Source organism: Bacillus cereus (genome assembly GCF_015071065.1).
Lineage (GTDB): Bacteria > Bacillota > Bacilli > Bacillales > Bacillaceae_G > Bacillus_A > Bacillus_A cereus_BA.
Window position 1 is genome coordinate 1 of record NZ_VOVA01000101.1, and the last position, 369, is coordinate 369.

The window sequence follows — 369 nt, forward strand, 5'->3', positions numbered from 1 at the left end:
CCACATCGCTATCAAGCTAAGCTTATGCAAAGTCAATTTCAGGCGAGATTGTTTCTTTTTTCTAAAGAGCAAGTGTAGATGATTGAAAGATTTGCATACGAAATAAACCCTAACGGGTTTCACTTTTTTGAATTAAGCGGCTTGATTATCAGACATGGTACAATTGTAAACGACACCTAATATATCAAAGACTGTTTTCTTCTCATATCGATGAGATTTTCTCCCGTTTTGCTGTAAGAGGTTGAACAGGCGAATTAAAATCTTTGATAGCTCTTGGGTGTCTTTCTGTATAGCTTGGAAAAGAAGAAGAAAATAATCTTTAATCATATATATGGCCTTATATTCACTCAGTTCTCGTTTCTTCTTCAT

1 pseudogene is annotated in these 369 nt (G+C 34.7%); it reads right to left on the reverse strand.

From position 1 onward, the window contains the following. Nucleotides 1–132: 132 nt before the first annotated feature. Nucleotides 133–369, reverse strand: a pseudogene (locus FT637_RS29730) (IS4 family transposase); the annotation flags it as partial.